The sequence below is a fragment of the Allonocardiopsis opalescens genome (assembly GCF_003002095.1).
GTDB lineage: Bacteria > Actinomycetota > Actinomycetes > Streptosporangiales > Streptosporangiaceae > Allonocardiopsis > Allonocardiopsis opalescens.
In genome coordinates this window covers 275,863-295,875 of record NZ_PVZC01000006.1, presented here as the reverse complement: position 1 = coordinate 295,875, position 20,013 = coordinate 275,863, and the positions used below count along the sequence as shown (strand labels likewise).

General features: G+C 74.3%; 15 protein-coding genes. 9 read left to right on the top strand and 6 right to left on the bottom strand.

Going from position 1 to position 20,013, the window contains the following annotated elements:
- Positions 1-404: 404 nt before the first annotated feature.
- Positions 405-1,388 (top strand): glycoside hydrolase family 11 protein, encoded by a 984-nt coding sequence (locus tag CLV72_RS20905; protein ID WP_106249086.1) that lies wholly within the window; start codon positions 405-407, stop codon positions 1,386-1,388.
- 64 nt (positions 1,389-1,452) lie between these two features.
- On the opposite strand, the gene CLV72_RS20900 is transcribed toward CLV72_RS20905, so the two are convergent.
- Positions 1,453-2,505: a LacI family DNA-binding transcriptional regulator gene (locus CLV72_RS20900; RefSeq protein ID WP_106249607.1), complete on the bottom strand. Its 1,053-nt coding sequence runs from the start codon at positions 2,503-2,505 to the stop codon at positions 1,453-1,455.
- Between the two features lie 386 nt (positions 2,506-2,891).
- Between CLV72_RS20900 and CLV72_RS20895 the strand changes: the two genes are divergently transcribed.
- Entirely contained in the window at positions 2,892-3,689 is a 798-nt protein-coding gene (locus CLV72_RS20895; RefSeq protein WP_106249083.1) for an ion transporter, read from the top strand.
- 61 nt (positions 3,690-3,750) lie between these two features.
- On the opposite strand, the gene CLV72_RS20890 is transcribed toward CLV72_RS20895, so the two are convergent.
- Complete coding sequence (locus CLV72_RS20890) at positions 3,751-4,746, bottom strand: hypothetical protein (protein WP_106249081.1); 996 nt, start codon at positions 4,744-4,746, stop codon at positions 3,751-3,753.
- A gap of 378 nt (positions 4,747-5,124) precedes the next feature.
- On the opposite strand from CLV72_RS20890, the gene CLV72_RS20885 reads away from it, so the two are divergent.
- Positions 5,125-5,730: a DUF4352 domain-containing protein gene (locus CLV72_RS20885; RefSeq protein ID WP_106249079.1), complete on the top strand. Its 606-nt coding sequence runs from the start codon at positions 5,125-5,127 to the stop codon at positions 5,728-5,730.
- Positions 5,731-5,795: 65 nt separating this feature from the next.
- On the top strand, positions 5,796-6,284 hold the full coding sequence (locus tag CLV72_RS20880) for a glutathione peroxidase (RefSeq protein WP_106249076.1): 489 nt from the start codon (positions 5,796-5,798) through the stop codon (positions 6,282-6,284).
- 4 nt (positions 6,285-6,288) lie between these two features.
- On the opposite strand, the gene CLV72_RS31830 is transcribed toward CLV72_RS20880, so the two are convergent.
- Positions 6,289-6,885 carry a hypothetical protein gene (locus CLV72_RS31830; protein ID WP_146159507.1) on the bottom strand — a complete coding sequence of 199 codons (597 nt, stop codon included), beginning with the start codon at positions 6,883-6,885 and terminating at the stop codon, positions 6,289-6,291.
- A gap of 471 nt (positions 6,886-7,356) precedes the next feature.
- On the opposite strand from CLV72_RS31830, the gene CLV72_RS20870 reads away from it, so the two are divergent.
- The 3 genes from CLV72_RS20870 (at position 7,357) to CLV72_RS20860 (ending at position 13,980) form a co-directional block, all read left to right on the top strand.
- On the top strand, positions 7,357-9,135 hold the full coding sequence (locus CLV72_RS20870) for an ABC-ATPase domain-containing protein (protein WP_106249073.1): 1,779 nt from the start codon (positions 7,357-7,359) through the stop codon (positions 9,133-9,135).
- Positions 9,136-9,599: 464 nt separating this feature from the next.
- Positions 9,600-12,692, top strand: coding sequence for a terpene synthase family protein (locus CLV72_RS20865; RefSeq protein ID WP_245930368.1), 3,093 nt, complete (start codon positions 9,600-9,602; stop codon positions 12,690-12,692).
- A gap of 166 nt (positions 12,693-12,858) precedes the next feature.
- Positions 12,859-13,980 carry a quinone-dependent dihydroorotate dehydrogenase gene (locus CLV72_RS20860; protein WP_211302999.1) on the top strand — a complete coding sequence of 374 codons (1,122 nt, stop codon included), beginning with the start codon at positions 12,859-12,861 and terminating at the stop codon, positions 13,978-13,980.
- Positions 13,981-14,008: 28 nt separating this feature from the next.
- On the opposite strand, the gene CLV72_RS20855 is transcribed toward CLV72_RS20860, so the two are convergent.
- On the bottom strand, positions 14,009-14,812 hold the full coding sequence (locus CLV72_RS20855; RefSeq protein ID WP_106249067.1) for an alpha/beta fold hydrolase: 804 nt from the start codon (positions 14,810-14,812) through the stop codon (positions 14,009-14,011).
- A 71-nt stretch (positions 14,813-14,883) separates the two neighbouring features.
- Here CLV72_RS20855 and CLV72_RS20850 point away from each other — a divergent pair, with 71 nt between their 5' ends.
- The gene (locus tag CLV72_RS20850) at positions 14,884-15,531 is read left to right on the top strand and encodes a winged helix-turn-helix transcriptional regulator (RefSeq protein ID WP_211302998.1); all 648 of its coding nucleotides are present in this window, start codon (positions 14,884-14,886) and stop codon (positions 15,529-15,531) included.
- 2 nt (positions 15,532-15,533) lie between these two features.
- On the opposite strand, the gene CLV72_RS20845 is transcribed toward CLV72_RS20850, so the two are convergent.
- On the bottom strand, positions 15,534-16,469 hold the full coding sequence (locus CLV72_RS20845; RefSeq protein ID WP_106249064.1) for a coiled-coil domain-containing protein: 936 nt from the start codon (positions 16,467-16,469) through the stop codon (positions 15,534-15,536).
- A 512-nt stretch (positions 16,470-16,981) separates the two neighbouring features.
- Between CLV72_RS20845 and CLV72_RS20840 the strand changes: the two genes are divergently transcribed.
- Complete coding sequence (locus CLV72_RS20840) at positions 16,982-18,349, top strand: Bcr/CflA family multidrug efflux MFS transporter (RefSeq protein WP_106249061.1); 1,368 nt, start codon at positions 16,982-16,984, stop codon at positions 18,347-18,349.
- 74 nt (positions 18,350-18,423) lie between these two features.
- Here CLV72_RS20840 and CLV72_RS20835 read toward each other — a convergent pair whose 3' ends face one another.
- Positions 18,424-19,815, bottom strand: a complete 1,392-nt coding sequence (locus CLV72_RS20835) for an alpha/beta hydrolase family protein (RefSeq protein WP_211302997.1) — start codon at positions 19,813-19,815, stop codon at positions 18,424-18,426.
- Between the last annotated feature and the right edge of the window lie 198 nt (positions 19,816-20,013).

The window sequence follows — 20,013 nt, the reverse complement described above, 5'->3', positions numbered from 1 at the left end:
GTGGTCCGAAAGTTTTCGGTAATGGCGAGTCGCCAATCGATCATTCCGGGCGGCGCGGTGCGCTTCGGTCGTGGGGTCGCCGAGCGCGGTACGGCATTGATCAGCATCAACATCTTTTCCGGCGAATCGGGGCAAGTCTGCGGTTTCCGTAGCTTTTCCGGAAAAGTATTGACAAGTGGCAGGGGTCGACCAAAACTAACGGCATCGGCGGATCTCGCCACCGCCGATCCGGGTCGACCGCACGACCCGGTCCCCGGCCGCCGCCCGCACGGCGGCCGTCCGTACTCCGCCGCGTCGAGCGACGCCGGCGCGCGGCGGCCTTCCCCCAGGCCGCCGGCGGTCCGCGCCGGCCCGCCCGACGCCGTCCGGAACCCCGTCGGCCTTCACAAGGAGGCAGCACGCCCATGAACGACGCATCCCGACGCCCCGGCGGGCGCGGCCGCGGCCGCACCCGCCTGATCATCGCCCGCGCCTGCGCGGTCCTGGTGATGGTCGCGGCCATGACGGCGCCGCACGGCACCGCCAACGCGGCCGTCACCACCAACCAGACCGGCACCAACAACGGCTACTTCTACTCGTTCTGGACCGACAGCCAGGGCACGGTCTCCATGGAGCTGGGCTCCGGCGGCAGCTACAGCACCTCGTGGCGCAACACCGGCAACTTCGTCGCCGGCAAGGGCTGGAGCACCGGCGGGCGCAGGACCGTCACCTACTCCGGCAGCTTCAACCCGTCCGGCAACTCCTACCTGACGCTCTACGGGTGGACCAGGAACCCGCTCGTGGAGTACTACATCGTCGACAACTGGGGCACCTACCGGCCCACCGGCACCTTCATGGGCACGGTCACCAGCGACGGCGGCACCTACGACATCTACCGGACGACGCGCTACAACGCCCCGTCCATCGAGGGCACCCGGACCTTCGACCAGTACTGGAGCGTCCGGCAGTCCAGGCGGACCGGCGGCACCATCACCTCGGGCAACCACTTCGACGCCTGGGCGAGCCGCGGGATGAACCTGGGCAGCCACGACTACATGATCATGGCGACCGAGGGCTACCAGAGCAGCGGCAGCTCCAACATCACCGTGGGCTCCGGCGGCACCACCCCGCCGCCCACCGGCGGCGGCTGCACCGCGACGCTGTCCGCGGGCGAGCAGTGGAGCGACCGGTACAACCTCAACGTCGCGGTCAGCGGTTCGAGCAACTGGACCGTGACGATGAACGTGCCCTCGCCCTCGCGGATCATGGCGTCGTGGAACATCAGCGCCAGCTATCCCAGCTCCCAGGTGCTGACCGCCCGGCCCAACGGCAACGGCAACAACTGGGGCGTGACGATCCAGCGCAACGGCAACTCGACCTGGCCCACCGTCTCCTGCAGCGCGGGCTGACCCGGCTCCGGCGCGGCCACCGCAACCGGCGGCGCGGCGGCCCGCCGCGCCGCCTCGGCCGCCGCTACCGGGTGCCGGGCGGCGGCGGGATCTCGCCCGATCCCCGCGGGACCAGCCGGGTGGGCAGCTCGACGCGGACCGGGTCCGCGCCCAGCTCGGCCGCGATGAGCGGGTCGGCCTGGGCCGGGTCGACGCCGTCGGCCCGGCCCAGGCGGCGCAGCAGCAGCTCGGCGGCGGTGCGGCCGAGCCGGGCGGGGTCCTGGGCGACGACGGTGACGGCCGGGGTGAGCAGGTCGGCGAAGGGGAAGTCGTCGAAGCCGACCAGCGCGAGCGGGTGGCCGGGGGCGTCGGCGGCCAGGGCCCGCAGGGCGTGCGCGGTGGTGACGTTGTTGCCGGTGAACAGGGCCGTGGGCGGTTCGGGCAGCGCCGCCAGCCGCCGCAGCGCGGCGGCCAGCGCCTCGATCCGCGGCGCCTGCATCACCTCCAGCGCCGGGTCGTGGCCGATCCCGGCGGCGGCCAGCGCGTCGCGGTACCCCTGCCGCCGCTGCTCGGCGGTGTGGATCTCCGCCACGTCGCCCAGGCAGGCGATCCTGCGGTGGCCGTGCGCGATCAGGTGCGCGACACCCGTGCGCGCCCCCTCGCGGTTGGCCGACAGCACCGTGTCGGCGGCCAGCCCCACGGCCGGGCGGTCCAGGAACACGGCCGCCACCCCGGCCGCCAGCTCCGGCGCCAGGTACTCGTGCCGGGCGCCGGCCGCCGGGACGATGATCAGCCCCTCGACCCGCCGCGCGCAGAAGGCCATGCCGAGCCGGCGCTCGCGTTCGGGCCGCTCGTCGGAGGAGCCGGTGAAGACCAGCAGGTCGTTGCGGGCGGCCACCTCCTCCACCGCGCGGGTGACCACCGAGTAGAACGGGTCGGCGACGTCCTCGATCACCAGCCCGATGCTCGCGGTCTGCCCGCTGCGCAGCAGCCGGGCGCTGTCGTTGCGGCGGTAGCCCAGCTGCTCGATGGCCGACCGCACCCGGCGGGCCGTCGGCTCGTTCACGCCCGGCTCGCCGTTGACCACGCGCGACACCGTCTTGAGCCCGACCCCTGCCGCGCGGGCCACGTCCTTCATGGTCGGGCGCGCGGTTCCGCGACCGGCGGGCGGGGATTCGATCACTGCGCGCGGCACCTTCCTGGCAAGGACACGTCCGAGGCCATCATGACGGCGCCCCGGCCCCGCGACAATGCCGCCGCAGCGCGTCTGCCCACATGGGAGCGGGTTTCCTGCTGCCTTGTCCGGAAATGGACGCAAGATCCCCGGGGTCGGCGCGCCGGCGGCGCGAACGCTCCCCGGTGCGGCCGGACGTGGTCTGCCGATCTTGCGGCGATTCGCGTGATCGGTCCTTAACACGCCGCTAAGCTGCGGAATCGCCCGACTCGGGCGCGGCTCCGCCCGGGTCGCGCCCCGGCCGGCGCCATCGTGACGCACACCGCCGCCGACCCTGGAAGGGCTTCGCAGTGACGCTTCGGGAACGAGTCAGGGCGGTCACGGACGGCCCGCGGTTCCAGCAGGCGGTCATCACGCTCATCCTGCTGAACGCCGTCATCCTCGGCCTGGAGACCTCGCCCGAGATCATGGCGCGGCACGGCGGGGTGCTGCACGCCTTCGACATGCTGCTGCTGACGGTGTTCGTGATCGAGATCGCACTGCGGATCTACGCCCACGGCCGGCGCTTCTTCCGCGACCCGTGGTCCTGGTTCGACATCGTGATCGTCGGCATCGCGCTGCTGCCCAGCTCCGGCCCGTTCGCGGTCTTCCGGGTGCTGCGGGTGCTGCGCGTGCTCCGGCTGCTGTCGGTCATCCCGTCGCTGCGCAAGGTCGTGTCCGGCCTGCTGGCCGCGCTGCCCGGCATGGCCTCGATCGCGCTGCTGCTGAGCCTGCTGCTGTACGTGGCCGGGGTGATGGCCACCCGGCTGTTCCACCGCACCTCGCCCGAGTACTTCGGCGATCTGTGGAGCTCGCTGTTCACCCTCTTCCAGATCATGACGGGCGACGGCTGGGGCGAGATCGCCAGGCCGATCATGGAGCGGCAGCCGCTGGCCTGGACCTTCTTCGTCGGCTACATCCTCGTCTCGACCTTCGTCGCGCTGAACCTGTTCATCGCCGTCGCCGTCAACGCGCTGGAGCACGAGGGCGACGAGGAGCAGCCCGGGCGCCCGTCGCCGGGCGCCCCCGCCGAGCAGGCCGTCCTGGCCGAGCTGCGCGAACTGCGCGCCGAGGTCGCCGCGCTGCGCGCGGAGCGGCACCGGGTGTGACGCGCACCGCCCGCGCGGCCGGCGGGGCGCCGCGCGGCGCCCCGCACGAGCGGCCGGGAGCTCAGGAGATGAGCTGGATCGCCTCTTCGGCCATGTCCTGGACCACCTCGACCTCGGCGAGGTCGATGGGCTCCTGCTCGTAGCCGTACTCGCCGACGTCGACGGCGCCCGCGTACTCGATCGTCATCACGATGGTGCCCTGGCGGACGATGACCACGCCGACGCCCTGGGTGAGGATGTAGTCGGGGGTCGAGTAGGCGATGTAGGCCGCCTGGTCGCCCAGCCCGGACAGGTCCTCGTCGGTGGCGATCTCGCGGTTGTCGATGCTGTCGGCGCGGGTCTCGGACTGGCGGGTGGTGGTGAAGAGGTCCTGGGCCGCCGCCTCGGCGTCGTTGGAGATGGAGTACGGCAGCTGGTAGGTGATGTCCAGCGTGTAGATGCCGCCCTCGTAGGAGGAGAAGGTGCAGTACGACTGGCTGTCGGAGATGTTCTGTGTCTGCGAGGCCCCGGCCAGGTTGTTGGCCTCCCGCGTGGCCTCGCTCACCCCCTCGCAGGGCTCGGAGGGCAGCTCGTTGGGGGTGCCCTCCGGCTGCTCGCCGCCGGTCTCGCCGGAGGGCTGGGGCGCCTCGGGGGTCTCGGGGCCCGGCTGCGCCTGGGTCTCCCCGCCGACGGGCGCGGGCGCCGGCTCGCCGCCGCGGAACAGCACCACCGCCGTGAAGATGACCACCAGCGCCAGCACGAGGCCGCCGACGCCGAGCCCGATGAACAGGCCGGTGTTGCTGCGCTGCGGCGCCGGGTAGCCGACGCTCTCCGACGGGTAGCCCGAGCCGGGCGGCGGCGGGCCGCCGAAGCCGGGGCCGCCGGGCGCGCCCGGCTGGTAGAACTCCGGCCCGCCGTGGTGGGGGTGGGTCGGCTGGGGGCCGCTGCCGTAGGGGCCGGGTCCGCCCCCGTAGGGCGGCTGCGGGCCGCTGGAGCCGTGGCCGGGGTACGGCGGCTGACCGCCGTCGCCCCCGGGCGGGTAGCCGGAGTGATCCCCGTATGGACCATTGTTCGCCATGGTTCCCCTCGCATCACCCCGGCCGTGCGGACCAACGCGGGTGCACGGCCGGATCCGGCGGTAAGCGGCCGTGCGCCCGACGGGGCCAAGGGGACGGGCCGGGGTCGGTGCGGCGGCACGCTCGCAAGCCTGCTCGCTCTACGCAGCCATGCTGCACGACGTAGATAACGGAAGGAAAACTACAGCGCGCACGGCCGGCACAGGGGACCATCTCACTGCATTGATGGCCAGGTTAGGTCTTTCTGGCGCTTTCACGACTGTTCCCGCCCCCGCGCCCGGGTCTCAATGGGTGCTGTGGGGGATGGGGGCGGTGGGGAACCGGCCGGCGACCGGGTCGAGCGCGTCCGCGGCGAGCCGCGGTACCCGAGGCGGCACGGCGTGCTGTCCTGGACGGTCTTCCTGCTCGCGCTGTCCGCCGTGGGCGTCCTCGCGGCCGGCTGCGTGGGCTACGTCTACGGCGACCTGGCGCGCGCCGGAGCCGCCGCGGTGGCGGCGGCGTCCGCCTCGCCCGGCGGGACGGAGCGGCCGCACGCCCACGCCCGCCAGGACGGCGACGGCGCCGACCGCGCGGGCGGAGGCGCCGGACGGGCCTCCGCGCCCGGATTCGGCGAGGCGGTGCGGACCGGACCGCTGGTGGCCACCGTCACCGGGGTGGAGTACGGCTGCGGGCCGCTGGACCCCGTCATCGACGACATCGAGGGCACGTGCGTGCTCGTCTACCTGGAGATCGCCAACACCGGGACGCGGGCCTACCGGCCCGTGGCCGAGTTCCAGACGCTGGTGGCCGCCGGCGGCGGACGCCACCCAGGCGACACCCGGCTGTCCCTGGCGGCCGACCACGGCGGCCTGTTCGACGCCGTGCCGCCGGGGGAGAGCCGCGACGGCGTGTTGGTCTTCGAGATTGCCTACGATGTCAACGCCCGGTCGATCGAGCTGCGGGCGTCGGCGGACACTCCAGGCGTCCAGGTGCGGCTCGCGCACTGACCCTGTCGGACAGCGCCGCGGCGCGGGCGCCGGAGGCCGGCCGGCGCAGCGCGCGAAGGACCCCCATGAGCATGCTCTCCATCCCGGTCCGCACCCTGGCCGGAACCCCCACCACCCTCGGCGGGCTGGGCGGCCCGCTGCTGCTGATCGTCAACGTCGCCTCCCGCTGCGGCCTCACCCCGCAGTACGAAGGACTGGAGAAGCTGCACCGCCGCTACCGCGAGCAGGGCCTCACCGTCGTCGGCGCGCCCTGCAACCAGTTCATGGGCCAGGAACCGGGCACGGCCGAGGAGATCCAGGAGTTCTGCTCGACCCGCTACGACGTCACCTTCCCGCTGCTGGAGAAGCTCGACGTCAACGGGCCCGGCCGGCACCCCGTCTTCGAGGCGCTCACCACCACCCCAGACGCCGACGGCCAGGCCGGCGATGTGCAGTGGAACTTCGAGAAGTTCCTGGTCGGCCCGGACGGCCGCCCCTTCGCCCGCTTCCGGCCCCGTGTCGAACCCGACGACCCCGACCTGATCGACGCGATCGAGCAGGCGCTGGTGGAGTAGCGGCTCAGCCCCGGCTGGAGCGCAGCTTGTGCAGGGACCGGCGCGCCTCCTTGGCGAGCCCCTTGTCCGGGTGCGCCCGCGACACCGCGTCGAGCACGTCGGCCACGCCCGGGTGCGGCACCCGCCACAGCTGCGCCACCACCTCGTGCTGGCGGCCGCCGTCGCCGGTGGTGCGCAGCCCGGCCACCACGTTCGCCGCGTCGATCGCGGCCATGGCGGCCAGGCTCTCCGCGATCGCCAGCAGTTCGTCGGAGGGGCCGAGCGCGTCGTCGGGGAGGTGGCCGTGCTGGATCAGCCAGGCCGTGGCGAACGGCCCGGTGAACGGGTGCTCCCGCAGCCGCTGGACGGCCGCCCCCCCCGGCTCGCCGACGAAGGTGAGCGCCTGGAAGGCCAGCTGCCGGATCGGGCTGAGGTCCGCCAGCTCCACGAAGGCGGCCAGCCGGTCGGCCGCCTGCTCGGGACCGACCTCCTCGGCCCAGGCCCGCACCTCGTCCTCCAGGCGCGCGTCGGAGTTCTTCACCACGCGCAGCAGCAGCCGCCGCACGTCCTCGGGCACCTCACCGGAGCCCGGGGCGCCGGCCGGATCGGGATTCGCGGTCATGGCGTCGATGGTAGACACCCGCTCTACCGCCCTTCCGGGCGCGTAGACCCCTGCTCTGCCGCCCTTCGGGCGCGGGAGGCGCCCTTCGGCGCGGCGAGTCCTGCAGACGCGTAGACCCCTGCTCTGTCGCCCTTCGGGCGCGGGAGGCGCCCTTCGGCGCGGCGAGTCCTGCAGACGCGTAGACCCCTGCTCTGTCGCCCTTCGGGCGCGGGAGGCGCCCTTCGGCGCGGCGAGTCCTGCAGACGCGTAGACCCCTGCTCTGTCGCCCTTCGGGCGCGGGAGGCGCCCTTCGGCGCGGCGAGTCCTGCAGACGCGCCTGCGGCGCGGGTGGTTTTTTCCGGGATTTTTTTGTTTTGTGCGGCTGGGGTTGTGGTGGGTTCGCTTGGGTGTGGTCGGGGCGCACCGTGTGGCGCACTAGCGTTTGACGCGCCGGCATCGAGGCGGTGCGGGTCTGCGGGAGGGGGGCACGTGATGCGGGGGGAGCGCGGCGGGTACGGGCGCGGCGGGCCCAGGCGGTGGAGCGGAGGGCCGGTGGAGCGCGGCGAGGACCTCGGTGCGCCCTCGGCGTCCGGCCGGGCGCAGGGCGGCGGTGACGCCGAGCGGCTGCGCGCCGCGCTGCTGGGCATGGACGGCAGCGGCTACGGCCGGTACCGCTCGCTCACCGGGCGGTGGCGCTTCGACGGCTTCGAGCTGGCGGTCGAGCACGTCCAGGCCGACCCCTACGCCCCGCCGAGCCGCCTCAGCCTCGAGGTGCCGGCCTCCGTCGCCGGCTTCGACGCCGGGCTGTGGCGCGATCCGGTGCGGGCCAGGGCGCTGGCCGACCTGCTGGCCCGCCGCGCGGCCGAGGCGCTGGCCGGCAGCCGCTTCCGGGTGGACGCCGGCGGCCAGGAGGTGCTGGCGCGCAGCGCGTGCGCGGTGCGCGAGGGCGCGGTACGGCTGCGGTTCGCGGTGGAGCTGCCCGGCCACGGCCGCCGGATCGCCGGGCGCGAGGCCGCCCGCCAGCTGTGCGAGCTGCTGCCGGCCGCGGTCGCGTCCTCGCTGCGCGCGCAGGCGCTGCCCGCCGAGGAGGTGCGGGCCTTCGCCGACACCGTCTCCGACAGCGTGGCCGCCCGCGAGCAGCTGGCCGAGCGCGGGCTGGTCGCCTTCGTGGCCGACGGCTCGGTGCTGCCGCGCCGCAGCGGCGTCAGCGACCTCCCGCTGACCGGCCCGGGAGCGGTGCCCTTCGCGGCGCCGGAGCCGCTGCGGGTCGAACTCGAGCTTCCGCACCGGGGCCGGGTCGCCGGCATGGGGGTGCCCGAGGGCATCACCCTGATCGTCGGCGGCGGATTCCACGGCAAGTCCACCCTGCTGCACGCCCTGGAGCGCGGCGTCTACGACCACGTCCCCGGCGACGGCCGCGAGCTGGTGGTCACCCGCGCCGACGCGGTGAAGATCCGCGCCGAGGAGGGGCGGCGGGTGGAGCGGACCGACATCTCGGCCTTCGTCGGCGAGCTGCCCAGCGGCGCCGACACCCGCGACTTCCGCACCGACAACGCCTCGGGCTCCACCTCCCAGGCCGCCGCGATCGTGGAGGCGGTCGAGGCCGGGGCCCGGGTGCTGCTGGTGGACGAGGACACCACCGCCACCAACCTGATGATCCGCGACGCCCGCATGCAGGCGCTGGTCGCCCCCGACCGCGAGCCGCTGACCCCGTTCGTCGACCTGGTCCGGCCGCTGCGCCGCTCCCACGGCGTGTCCTGCGTGCTGGTCATGGGCGCCAGCGGCGACTACTTCGACGTCGCCGACCAGGTGGTGCTGCTCGACGCCTACCGCCCCCACGACGTCACCGCCGCCGCCCGCGCGCTGGCCGCGCCGCGCGACGACGCGCCCTTCCCCGCCGTCGCCCACCGCGCCCCCGACCCCGGATCGATATCGGCCCAGGCGCGCGGGCGCCGCCGGATCAAGGGGCGCGGCACCGACGCGCTCGTCTTCGGCGAGACCGAGATCGACCTGCGCGCGCTCGAACAGCTGGTCGACCCCAGCCAGGTGCCCGGACTCGGCCTGGCGCTCACCGCGCTGGTGCGCCGCGGCCACCTCGACGGCCACCGCACCCTGGCCGCCGCCCTCGACCTGCTCGACGCCGAACTCGCCGAGGGGCCCGACGCGCTGGACGACGGCTACCTGGGCGACTTCGCGCCGCCCCGCCGGCACGACACCGCGGCCGCCCTGAACCGGCTGCGCACCCTGCGGGTGGCGCGGCAGTCGCGCTGAGCGCCGCCGGCCATTTCCAGGCGTTTCCGGACTTTCGCGTCCTCGCGCCCGTTCCGGAATTCCCGCCTTTTCCGGGCAATCGTCCTGTGTGCCGACAAGGAGGGTAAGTCCGTCGATCGGCCGGGACTGCCGGATGGAGTGGACTTTTCGTCCGAAGTCGTTCCGGCCGAATTCCGCGGCAGCGGATCCGCGGAATTCGGCCGCGGGCCCGGTCCGGCGCAATGCCGGTTCGCGCGGTGCGCCGTGGCGCGCTGACCTGGATCGGACGCTGCGGCGGCGCGTCGCGGGCGGGCGCTCGCCGGAGTGTCGACGCTATTGGGCGCAGACCACCGGAACGCCGGGATGTCGGCCATTCCGACTACGATTCCGCAGAATTGCGCAAAGGGCTGTCATGTGACCGCTGGTGATGGTTAGCATGCCGAATGTACTCAGCTTTCGGTCGGCCGACGAGAGTAGGCATGCCCGTGGACGCGTTCACCCTGCCCGATTTCTATCTGCCGTATCCGGCCCGGCTCAATCCCAACCTGGACCGCGCCCGCGCGCACAGCATGGAGTGGGCCAGGGAGATGGGCATGCTCGACGCGCCCAAGCACGGCGGCGGCACGGTCTGGGACGAGGCGGCGCTGGCGGGAATGGACTACGCGCTGATGTGCGCCTACACCCATCCCGACTGCGACGGCCCCATGCTCGACCTGATCACCGACTGGTACGTGTGGGTGTTCTTCTTCGACGACGACTTCCTGGAGAGCTTCAAGTACACCCGCGACCACCGGGGCGCGCGGGAGTACCTGGACCGGCTGGAGCTGTTCATGACGGCCGGGGACCGGGAGGCGCCCGAGCCCCGCAACCCGGCCGAGCGCGGGCTCGACGACCTCTGGCGGCGCACCGTGCCGATGATGTCGGACGGCTGGCGCGGACGCTTCACCACCAGCACCTACAACCTGATGGTCGAGTCCATGTGGGAGCTTGACAACATCGACCGCGAGCGGGTGGCCAACCCGATCGAGTACATCCAGATGCGCCGCATGGTGGGCGGGGCGCCGTGGTCGGCCAACCTGGTGGAGTGCGCGGTGGGCGCCGAGGTGCCCGACGCCATCGCGGCCACCCGGCCGATGCGGGTGCTCTCCGACACCTTCGCCGACGCCGTCCACCTCCGCAACGACCTCTTCTCCTACCAGCGCGAGGTGCAGCAGGAGGGCGAGAACTCCAATGCCGTCCTGGTCTTCGAGCGCTTCTTCGGCTGCTCGGTGCAGGAGGCGGCCGACATGGTGAACGACCTCCTCACCTCGCGGCTGCTCCAGTTCGAGGACACCGCCCTGCTGGAGGTGGCGGAGCTCTTCGCCGAGCACGGGGTGCCGCCCGACCGGCAGCTCGGCGTGGCCGCCTACATCAAGGGCCTCCAGGACTGGCAGGCCGGCGGGCACGAGTGGCACGCCAGGTCCAACCGGTACATGAACGACAACGCTGTACGCGGCGGGCCGGGCGCGTCCGCTCTCGGCGGCCCGACGGGGCTCGGCACCGCCGGGCTGTCCTTCGGCCCGGGCCTGCGCCGCCGCACCAGGCAGCGCATCCAGCCGCTGTACCGGCAGACCGGGCCGCTCGAACTGCCCGAGCTGTACATGCCCTTCCCGGTGCGCACCAGCCCGCACCTGGACGCCGTGCGCCGCTACGCCGTCGGCTGGGCCCGCGAGATGGGCATGTTCGACTCCATCCCGGGCGTGGAGTTCGGCGGCGTCTGGAACGAGGACCGCTTCCGCGCCAACGACGTCGCCTACTGCGGGGCGATGATCCACCCCGACGCCGGGCCGGAGGAGCTGAAGCTCTCGGCCGACTGGCTGGCCTGGGGAACCTACGGCGACGACTACTTCCCGATCGTCTACGGCGCGCGGCGCGACCTCGCCGCCGCCCGCGCCTGCAACCGGCGGCTGTCGCTGTTCATGCCGCTGGACGGCGAGCCCGCGCCCGAGCCGTACGGGCCGATCGAGCGCGGCCTGGCCGACCTCTGGCGGCGCACCGCGGGCCCGATGAACCGGCGCGACCGCGCCCGCTTCCGGCTGGCCGTGGAGGACATGACCGCGAGCTGGCTGTGGGAGCTGGACAACCAGGCCATGCACCGGGTGCCCGACCCCGTCGACTACATCGAGATGCGGCGCAAGACCTTCGGCTCCGACATGACGATGAGCCTGGCCAAGCTGGCGCGCGCCAACGAGGTGCCCGAGGAGGTCTTCGGCAACCGGGTCGTCCGCGAACTGGAGAGCTCGGCCCAGGACTACGCCATCTTCACCAACGACCTGTTCTCTTACCAGAAGGAGGTGCAGTTCGAGGGCGAGCTCCACAACATGGTCCTTGTCGTGGAGAACTACCTGGGCGTCGACCGCCGGGCCGCCGCCGACGTGGTCGCCGACCTGATGGCCGCCCGGATGCGGCAGTTCGAGCACATCCTCGCCAACGGCCTCCCCGATCTCTTCGAGGACCTGGACCTCGACCCCGCGGCCCGCGGCGCGCTGAGCCGCCATGCCGACGAGCTCAAGGACTGGATGTCCGGCATCCTCCAGTGGCACCGCGCCGTCAGCCGCTACACCGAGCCCGAGCAGCGCGACCGCGCCCGGACCTTCCTGGTGCCGGCGATCCCCACGGTGCCCTGGCGGCAACCCGGCACCCCCGCCGCGCTTCCCGGCGCCGCTCCCGCCGCCACGCGGGCCGTCCCGGACGAGTCCGCCTCGGACAAGTCCGCCCCGGTACTGACGGCGGTCCTGCCGGCGGCCGCCACCCTGTCGGCGCCCACCGCCTCCGCACTGCCCGGCGCCCGGGTACCGGCCCGGTCCGCCGACCCGGCTCCCTCGGCGTCCGGTCCGGCCGAGCCGCCCGGCCCGCCGGTGCCCTCGGTTCCGGCCGCGGTGCCCGCGCCCGCCGGCCCGCCGGTCCCGTCGGTGCCCGCCGCCGCTGCCGAGCCGCCCGGCCCGGCCGTGCCCGCGGTCCCGGTGAGCGTGCCCGACCCGGGCGGGGTGCCGGTGCCCGCCGAGACCTCCGCGGAGCGGACGCGTGGTGAGCGGAAGGGAGCGGCCCCGGCCGCTTCCGCGCCCGCGGCGCCGCCCGTACCCTCGGTTCCGGCCGCGGCGCCGGACCCGGGCGGCACTCCGGTGCCCGCCGAGACGGCGGCAGCGGCACCGCCCGCCGTCCTGGCGCGGCGGCCCTTCGAGGTGCGCGCCGGGGCGTCGGCGCTGCCCGGCGCCCGGGCGGCCTCCGGTCCGGCCGGGGCGGAGCTCGCGTCGGCGCCGCCGCCGGCCGCTCCGGCGCCGCCCGGGCCGCCGGTGCCCTCCGTCCCCGTGGCGGTCGCGGCGCCCCCCGGTCCGGCGGTCCCGTCGGTGCCCGCCGCCGCTGCCGAGCCGCCCGGCCCGGCCGTGCCCGCGGTCCCGGTGAGCGCGCCGGACCCGGGCGGGGTGCCGGTGCCCGCCCAGACCACGGGGGCGGCCGCGCCCGCCGCCTTCTCCGGGCGGCCCCTCGGCCTGGGCACGGGCGCGGCGGCCCTGGCCGACCTGGGGAGGCGCGCCGGCTAGGCGCGCGGAACGCGAAGACCCGACAGGACGGCGCCCCCTTCGGCGGCGGCGCCGGATCGGCCAGGTGCGGGGCCGACCGGCGCCGCCGGGGCGCCGGGCCGTGGTGCCGGGGGCGGTGACCGGCCGGGCTCCGCTCCCGGTCAGCGGGCTGCTAGCGTGACGGGATGTGATGTACCGGCTGCTCTTCCGCCATGTGCTGCGGCGTGTGCCCGCCGAGGCCGCCCACCGTGCCGCCTTCGCCGCGCTGCGGCTGCCGGCCCTGGTGCCCGGCTTCCGGCGGGTGCTGCGGTTCTGGCTCGGGCCCAGCCCGGTGCTGCGGGTGCGGGCGCTCGGCCGCACCTTCCCCAGCCCGCTCGGCCTGGCGGCCGGCTTCGACAAGGACGCGGAGGGCCCGGACGCGCTGGGCGCCCTCGGCTTCGGCCATGTCGAGATCGGCACGGTCACCGCGCACGCCCAGCCGGGCAACCCGCGGCCGCGGCTGTTCCGGCTGGCGGCCGACCGCGCGCTGGTGAACCGGATGGGCTTCAACAACCGGGGTTCGCGGGCGGCCGCCGCCCGGCTGCGGGCGCGGACCGCGCAGTGGCCGGTGGTCGGCGCCAATATCGGCAAGACGAAGCTCGCCACCGACGGCGAGGCGGTCGCCGACTACGTCGCCAGTGCGCGCATGCTGGCCCCGGTCGCCGACTACCTGGTGGTGAACGTCAGCTCGCCCAACACCCCCGGCCTGCGCGACCTCCAGTCGGTGCGGCGGCTGCGCCCGCTGCTCACCGCCGTGCGCGACGCCGCCGCCGAGGCGTGCGAGGCGACCGGGCGGCCGCGCCTGCCGCTGCTGGTGAAGATCGCCCCGGACCTCGCCGACGACGACATCGACGCCGTCGCCGACCTCGCCGTCGAACTCGGCCTGGACGGCGTCATCGCCACCAACACCACCATCGCCCGCGACGGCCTCGCCACCCCGGATGACGAGGTGGCGCGGGCGGGCGCGGGCGGGCTGTCCGGGCCCCCGGTGCGCGAGCGCGCGCTGGAGGTGCTGCGGCGGCTGCGGGCCCGGGCCGGCGACCGGCTGGTGCTGGTCGCCGCGGGCGGCATCGAGACCCCGCAGGACGCCTGGGAGCGCATCCGCGCCGGTGCCACCCTGGTGCAGGCGTACACCGCCTTCGTCTACGGCGGCCCGCTGTGGCCGCACCGGATGAACCGCGGCCTGCGCGCCCTGCTCCGCGGCAGCGGCCACGCCACCCTGGCCGGTGTGGTCGGCGAGGCGGCACCGGGCGGCACCGAGGACCGCTGACCGGCCCCGGCGGCGGTCGCTGAGGCGTTCAGCCGGTGTAGAAGGCGGTCAGGACGGGGCCGAGCCGGGCCGGGTCGGGGACGTGGCCCGGCACTTCGACGGTGCTCCGCCGGCCGTCGGGCAGCTGGGCGGCGGCCGCGTCGGCGGCGGCGCCGAAGAAGTCGACGGGGAGGCCGGCGGAGTGCGGATCGATGGTCACCCCGGTGGTCAGCAGCACCGGCCGGCGCACCGCGGCCAGCCGGTCCGCGGGGGGCGGCCCGTCGCCGAGGCAGGCGGCGTCGTAGCGCAGCGTCGGCGCGAGGGCCCGCAGGGCCGGCCAGACCGGGGCGGTCTCGGCGGCGGCGATGTCGTCGTCGGACGAGCCGGCCAGCCGCATGAACAGGCGCAGCGCCCGGTCGCGGTCGCCGGCGTCGAGCGCGGCGTCCAGTTCGGCCCGGTAGGCGCGCCAGGCGGCGAGCATCTCGTCCCCGAGCAGGTACGGGACCTCGTGGACGGCGATCCGGTCGACGGGAAGTCCGGCGGCGGCCGCCTCCAGGGCGAGCGCGCCGCCGGAGGAGGCGCCGAACAGGTGCGCCCGGCCGCCGGCGGCGTCGATGACCGCGGCGAGGTCCTCGATCTCCCGCCGCACGGCGTAGGGGGCGGTGTCGCCGCTGTCGCCCCTGCCGCGGCGCCGGTAGGTGACGACGGCGAAGTCGCCGGCCAGCTGTTCGCCCAGTGGGATGTTCTCGGTGCCGTCGTCCAGTCCGCCGCTGACGAGCACCAGGGCGGGGCCGTCGCCGCTGAGCCGGTCGTAGCCGATGGGCGTGCCGTCGGCCGAGGTCACATGGGGCATAGGAGTCTCCCTGACTAATGGTTCTCCTAATGTAGGAGTAACCAGTGTCAGTGGAGAAGTACCATCGGGCCATGAGGAGCTACCGGGATCTGTGCGGTATCGCCCGCGCCCTCGACGTGGTCGGGGAGCGGTGGGCCCTGCTGGTCGTGCGGGAGCTGCTGTTCGGTCCGAAGCGCTTCGCCGACCTGCATCGCGGACTGCCCGGTATGAGCCAGAACGTGCTGACCCAGCGGCTGCGCGAGCTGGAGGAGTCCGGTGTGCTGACCCGGCGCCGCACGCTGCCGCCGGCGGCCGGGCTGGTCTACCGGCTGACGGACCGGGGCCGCGCCCTCGAACCGGTCCTGCTGGCGCTCGGGCGCTGGGGGAGCCCGCTGCCGCCCGGTCCGGACTCGGCCGCCGAACTCAGCCCGGACGCCCTGATCGTCGCCCTGCGCACCACCTTCGACCCGTCCGCGGCGGCCGGCCTGCGCGCAGCCGTTCAGCTCCGCCTGCCCGGTGACGCCTTCCGGCTCGCCGTGGACGGCGGCGGGCTCGCCGCCGAGCGGCGCGAGGCCGCCGCCGACGCGGTCCTCACCACCACCGTGCGCGTGGTCCAGGACCTGGTGTTCGACGGGCGCGGACTCGATGACGCGGTCCGCTCGGGGGACGCGTCGGCCGAAGGCGACACCGCGCTGCTGCGGCGCTTCCTCGCGGCCTTCGACGACCGCCGCGGCGCCTGAGCTCAGAACACCGACACGTGCACGTGGTCGTAGTGGTTCTCGGTGATGCTGCCGCGGTCGGACATCATGGACCAGCCGCCGCCGGTGCGGGTGTCCCAGATGCGCTGCCGCCAGATGATGTACATGATGCCGAGGCGGTCGGCGTTGTCGATGGCCCACTGGGCGATGGCGTCGCCGCGGGCCTGCTGCTCGGCGCTGGGGTAGCCGGAGCTGACCATCCAGTCGCAGGCGCGGCCCAGCGGGTGCTCGCCCACCACCCAGCCGCCGTTGGGCCGGTAGCAGCCGACGCCGTTGCCGGTGCCGAACTCCTCGGTGATGGCGTCGCGCACCATCTCCATGCGCAGGGTGATGTTGTCGGGCGGGCGCATGGTGTGGTCGCTGAGCTCGGCGACGCGGGCCTGGACGGCGCCGAGGTTCTCCTCCAGCTCGTCGACCTCCGCCTGCATCGCCTCGACCTCGGCCGCCGCCGCCTCCTCCGACTCCGCCGCCCGCTCGGCCAGCAGCTCCAGCTCGTCCAGCTGCGCGGCGTTCGTCTCGGTGAGGTAGTTCACGATCGAGGCGCGGTCCAGGATGTCCTGGGGGTCGTCCTCCAGGAACAGGGTCGCGACGGGGTCGAGCGAGCCGTCCTGGTAGCTGGAGACGGCCAGCTGGGTGACCTCCTCGCGGGCGGTCTCCAGCTCCTGCTGCGCCTCATCGGCGCGCTCCTGGGCCGCCTCGGCGTTGTCGCGGAGCGTGCGCAGCTCGTACAGCTCGCCGTCGTACTGCTCCTCCAGCTCCTCGATATCGGCCAGCATGTCGTCGGTGGACTCCGGATCCGCGTGGCCCGCGGTGGCCGAGGGGAGCACGAGCCCGGCGGCGACGACGGCGGCCAGGGCGCTGACGCGGCGGGTGCGGCGGCGCGGGGCGGGGGAGCCGGGGTCCGGCGTGGACGAATCCACTCTCGTCGTACTCCTCGGCGGCTGGTCGGATTCGGATGGGGGCACTCGAAACCTCGTGCACTCTAGGAGACCGGGCCGGGCATTGCCAATCGGCCGCCGCCGGGTCCTCGTCCTCACGCAGTACCGGCGGCCGCGGCAAAACCGTTGTACAGCCGACAGGGCCGCTCAGTAGGCTGGTGCCCGACCTGATGGCCCGCACGGCGGGCGGCGCGACGGCGGCGGGGAGCGGCGGCCACGGCGGCCGGCCCTGGCGGCCCCGGTCACGGGGGCGCCCGGCCGGGTCCGGGCACGGCCCCACCGGCAGTCACGCCGCTGGCCGCTCAGAGTAGCGCAGCCCCTTGACCGACATCGGCGGAACCTGGCGATCCGTGCCGCGGTGAGCTGTGCCCGGCGTGGTCCGGCCAGGTCGGGAGGGCGGATATGTGCCTCAGGAGCCCGGTGGACGCCGGAGTGAACGGCCGAAAAATAGGTCGGATGACAGGATTACCAACGGCGGCGCCCGCGTTGGAGTCATGGTGTCCAGAACGATCATCAAGGAGTCGAGCGTGCCAGAAGAACCTTCCAGACCTGCCGAGACCACCGCGGCTCGGCGCCCGAAGAAGTCGGTTCTGCTGCTCGTCCTGGTACTGGGAGCGCTGGCCGCCACCGGCCCGCTCTCCGTCGACCTCTACCTCCCCGCGTTCCCGCAGATCGCCGCCGACCTCGGCGCGCCGGAGTCGCAGATCCAGCTGACCCTCACCGCGATCATGATCGGGCTCGCGGTCGGGCAGATCATCATCGGCCCGATGAGCGACGCCTGGGGGCGCCGCCGGCCGCTGCTCATCGGGGTGGCCGCGTTCACCCTCACCTCCTTCCTGATCGTCATCGTGCCGACGGTGGAGGCCTTCATCGCGCTGCGCTTCGTCCAGGGCCTGGCCGGCGCGGCCGGCGCGGTCATCTCGCGGGCGATCGTGCGCGACCTCTTCGAGGGCGACGACGCGGCCCGGTTCTTCTCCCGGCTGATGCTGGTGGTCGGCCTCGCCCCGATCCTCGCCCCGGTGCTCGGCGGCCAGCTGCTGCTGGTCGGCTCCTGGCACCTGAGCTTCGTCGTGCTCGGCGCGGCGGGCGCGGTGAGCTTCGCCGCCATCCTGTTCGGCATGCCGGAGAGCCTGCCGGCCGAGCAGCGCAGCCCGGCGCGGGCCGGCACCCTGGCGCGCAACTTCGGCGGCCTGCTGCGCGACCGGCGCTTCATGGGCTTTACGCTGGCGCTGAGCCTCGGCTTCTCGGTGATGTTCGCCTACATCTCGTCCTTCCCGTTCATCTCCGACGCCGTCTACGGGGTCAGCCCGCAGACCTTCAGCCTGCTGTTCGGGCTGAACTCCATCGGCCTGGTGGCGGCCACCCAGATCAACGGCTTCCTGATCGGCCGGGTCTCCACCGAGCGGCTGCTGATGTTCGGCCTGGTCGTGGCGGTGGCCGGCACCGGCGGGCTGCTGCTGGCCAGCCTGTTCGGCACCCCGCCGCTGTGGCTGGCCATCGCGCTGCTGTTCGTCTCGGTCTTCGCGCAGGGCTTCGTGTTCACCAACGCGACCACGCTGGCCATCACCAGCCAGCGGCCCAGCGTCGCGGGCAGCGCCTCGGCGCTGATGGGCTCGCTCCAGTTCGGCCTGGGCGGCACGATCGGCGCGCTGGGTGGCGTGTTCAGCGCCCAGGGCACGCCGACCATGGTCAGCATGAGCGCGGTGATGGCCCTCGGCACGGTCGCCGCGGTGACCGCCTTCATGCTGGGCTCGGCCAAGCGCACCGCGAAGGTCGCCGACACGGCCGCCGCGGTGGCCCCCGTCGCCGAGCCCGAGCTGGAGGTCGCGCAGGCGGTGGCGGCCGAGCCGACCGCGCGCTGACGCCGCCGCACGGACACACGAGGACGCCGGCGCCCCAAGGGGGGCGCCGGCGTCCTTTCGCCGTGCGGGCGGGGTCAGCGGGTCGGCCCCCGGTCGATCTCGACCTCGTCCAGCTCGGGAATGGCCGGCGCCGGAGTGCTCAGCGCCGCCACGCCGTCGAGTCCGGCCCAGCGCAGCAGCGCCTCGCCGGCGCGCTCGCGGTCGGCGGCGGGCAGCTGCGCGATGTCGGCGCCGTGGTTGCCGCGGGGCACCTCCAGGCTGAGCGAGTCGCGGGTGCGGTGGCCGAGCCGGAACGGCTCCGCGGCCCAGGGGTCGAACTCGCCGTTGACGAAGAGCAGCTCACTGCCCTGGGTGCGCACCCAGCGGTCGATGTCGGGCATGGCCCGGTGGTCGAAGCGCATCGGGATCTCGCGCGGCACGTAGGAGCGCGGGCCGAACAGCCCGGGGTAGCGCAGCAGCTCCTCGACGTGCCCGGTCGGCACCGACGGCGAACCCAGCTGGGTGCCCGCCTGGTAGTAGTACGGGATGTAGGGGATCGTGCCCTGGTCGGTGTAGAAGGCGAAGCCGGAGATCTCGTCCAGGAAGGCGTAGATCTCGTCGGTGGACGCGTCCGCGGCCGGCACCGCGGCGCAGGCCGACTCCTCCTGGTACTGCCAGAAGGCCCACGGCGTGTCCAGGATCAGCATCTCCAGCGCCCGGTCGGCGCTGCCCAGGGTCTGGGTGAAGGTCCAGCCCTCGGCCGCGGCCGCCGCCTCGTAGCGCTCCAGCAGCTCGCCGCGGCGCTCCAGCGCCTCGTGCTGCAGCGCCGCCAGCGACTCCTGGCAGGCGGGATCGGTGCCGACGGTCTCGAAGAAGTCCAGGTAGGCGGCGTCGTGCCGGTCGTGCACGTCGTTGGGCGCCACATAGGCGACCGTGCCGTCGACGTCGCCGGGGTAGAAGCGGCGGTGGTAGACCGAGGTCATGCCGCCCTTGGAGGCGCCGGTGGAGATCCACGCGCCCTCGTACAGGTCGTCGATCGCGGCCACGATGCGGTGGTGGTCGGTGGCGGCCTGCCAGATGTCCAGATCGGACCAGTCGGCCGGGTCGGGGCGCGAGGGGCTGAAGAAGCGCTGCTCGGTGTGCACCTGGTTGCCGTCGAGCATGACGGTCGGCTCGTCGCGGAACGGCCGCTCCACCAGCCCGTACCCGGTGGTGTGCAGCACGGTGGGCCGGTCGAAGCCGCGGTGCAGCACGGTGAGGCGCTGTTCGAAGGTGCCCGCCGAGGGGTCGGTGTGGTCGACCCGCTGGGTGAAGCTCAGCGTCAGGAAGATGTGCGCTCCGCCGGGCGCCGGCTCGGCCGAGACCACGGTGAGGCCGGGGAGCGCCTCGAAGGCGGCGGCCAGCTCGTCCACCGGGTCGGGCTCGGGCTCGGCTGCGGCGGGGGCGGCCCCGGCCAGCAGGCCGAGGGCCACGGCGGCGGGGAGCACCGCGCGGCGGAGCCTCCCCGCCGGTCCGGTGCCAGAGGATCTTCGTAGCGCTTCGGGCATGCGGGTACTCCGTTCGTCACCGTGGTGGACCGCCACGCTACCGGCCGCCGGGCCGCCGCCCAAGGCCCGTCCGGTAACGGTGCGCCGCGCGGGCCGGAAGCCCTCGCCACCGCGCTAAGATGGCCGAGTTCTCAGCAA

What these genes read in the sequence shown, in the direction of transcription:
- CLV72_RS20905 (WP_106249086.1), top strand. Translation starts at nt 405, where the DNA reads ATGAACGACGCATCCCGACGCCCCGGCGGGCGCGGCCGCGGCCGCACC.
- CLV72_RS20900 (WP_106249607.1), bottom strand. Translation starts at nt 2,505, where the DNA reads ATGAAGGACGTGGCCCGCGCGGCAGGGGTCGGGCTCAAGACGGTGTCG.
- CLV72_RS20890 (WP_106249081.1), bottom strand. Translation starts at nt 4,746, where the DNA reads ATGGCGAACAATGGTCCATACGGGGATCACTCCGGCTACCCGCCCGGG.
- CLV72_RS20880 (WP_106249076.1), top strand. Translation starts at nt 5,796, where the DNA reads ATGAGCATGCTCTCCATCCCGGTCCGCACCCTGGCCGGAACCCCCACC.
- CLV72_RS31830 (WP_146159507.1), bottom strand. Translation starts at nt 6,885, where the DNA reads ATGACCGCGAATCCCGATCCGGCCGGCGCCCCGGGCTCCGGTGAGGTG.
- CLV72_RS20870 (WP_106249073.1), top strand. Translation starts at nt 7,357, where the DNA reads ATGCGGGGGGAGCGCGGCGGGTACGGGCGCGGCGGGCCCAGGCGGTGG.
- CLV72_RS20855 (WP_106249067.1), bottom strand. Translation starts at nt 14,812, where the DNA reads ATGCCCCATGTGACCTCGGCCGACGGCACGCCCATCGGCTACGACCGG.
- CLV72_RS20850 (WP_211302998.1), top strand. Translation starts at nt 14,884, where the DNA reads ATGAGGAGCTACCGGGATCTGTGCGGTATCGCCCGCGCCCTCGACGTG.
- CLV72_RS20840 (WP_106249061.1), top strand. Translation starts at nt 16,982, where the DNA reads ATGGTGTCCAGAACGATCATCAAGGAGTCGAGCGTGCCAGAAGAACCT.